This is a genomic window from Thalassospira sp. MCCC 1A01428, from assembly GCF_002115825.1.
Lineage (GTDB): Bacteria > Pseudomonadota > Alphaproteobacteria > Rhodospirillales > Thalassospiraceae > Thalassospira.
The window spans coordinates 1-317 of sequence record NZ_JFJZ01000190.1 but is presented as its reverse complement, the minus strand read 5'-3'; the positions used below and the strand labels follow the sequence as shown (position 1 = coordinate 317).

The following is a 317-nucleotide window of genomic DNA, read 5'->3' as shown; positions in this document are numbered from 1 at the left end:
GTGAGAGTTATTTCCTGGACCTTCCAGGCGGCACCTCCAATCCAATAAGGAGGTACAACTTTCGAAGGCCGTCACTTCTCACGGGTACAGGAATATTAACCTGTTTCCCATCGACTACGCTTTTCAGCCTCGTCTTAGGGGCCGACTCACCCTGCGCGGATTGGCCTTGCGCAGGAACCCTTGGGCTTTCGGCGAGGGAGGTTCTCACTCCCTTTATCGCTACTCATGTCAGCATTCTCGCTTCCGATACCTCCAGCATACCTTACGGTACACCTTCACAGGCTTACGGAACGCTCCGCTACCACTTGTTCTAAAAG

General features: G+C 53.3%; 1 rRNA gene. It reads right to left on the bottom strand.

Features of this window, described 5'->3' with window-relative positions:
* Positions 1 to 317, bottom strand: a 23S ribosomal RNA gene (locus tag THS27_RS26550); the annotation flags it as partial.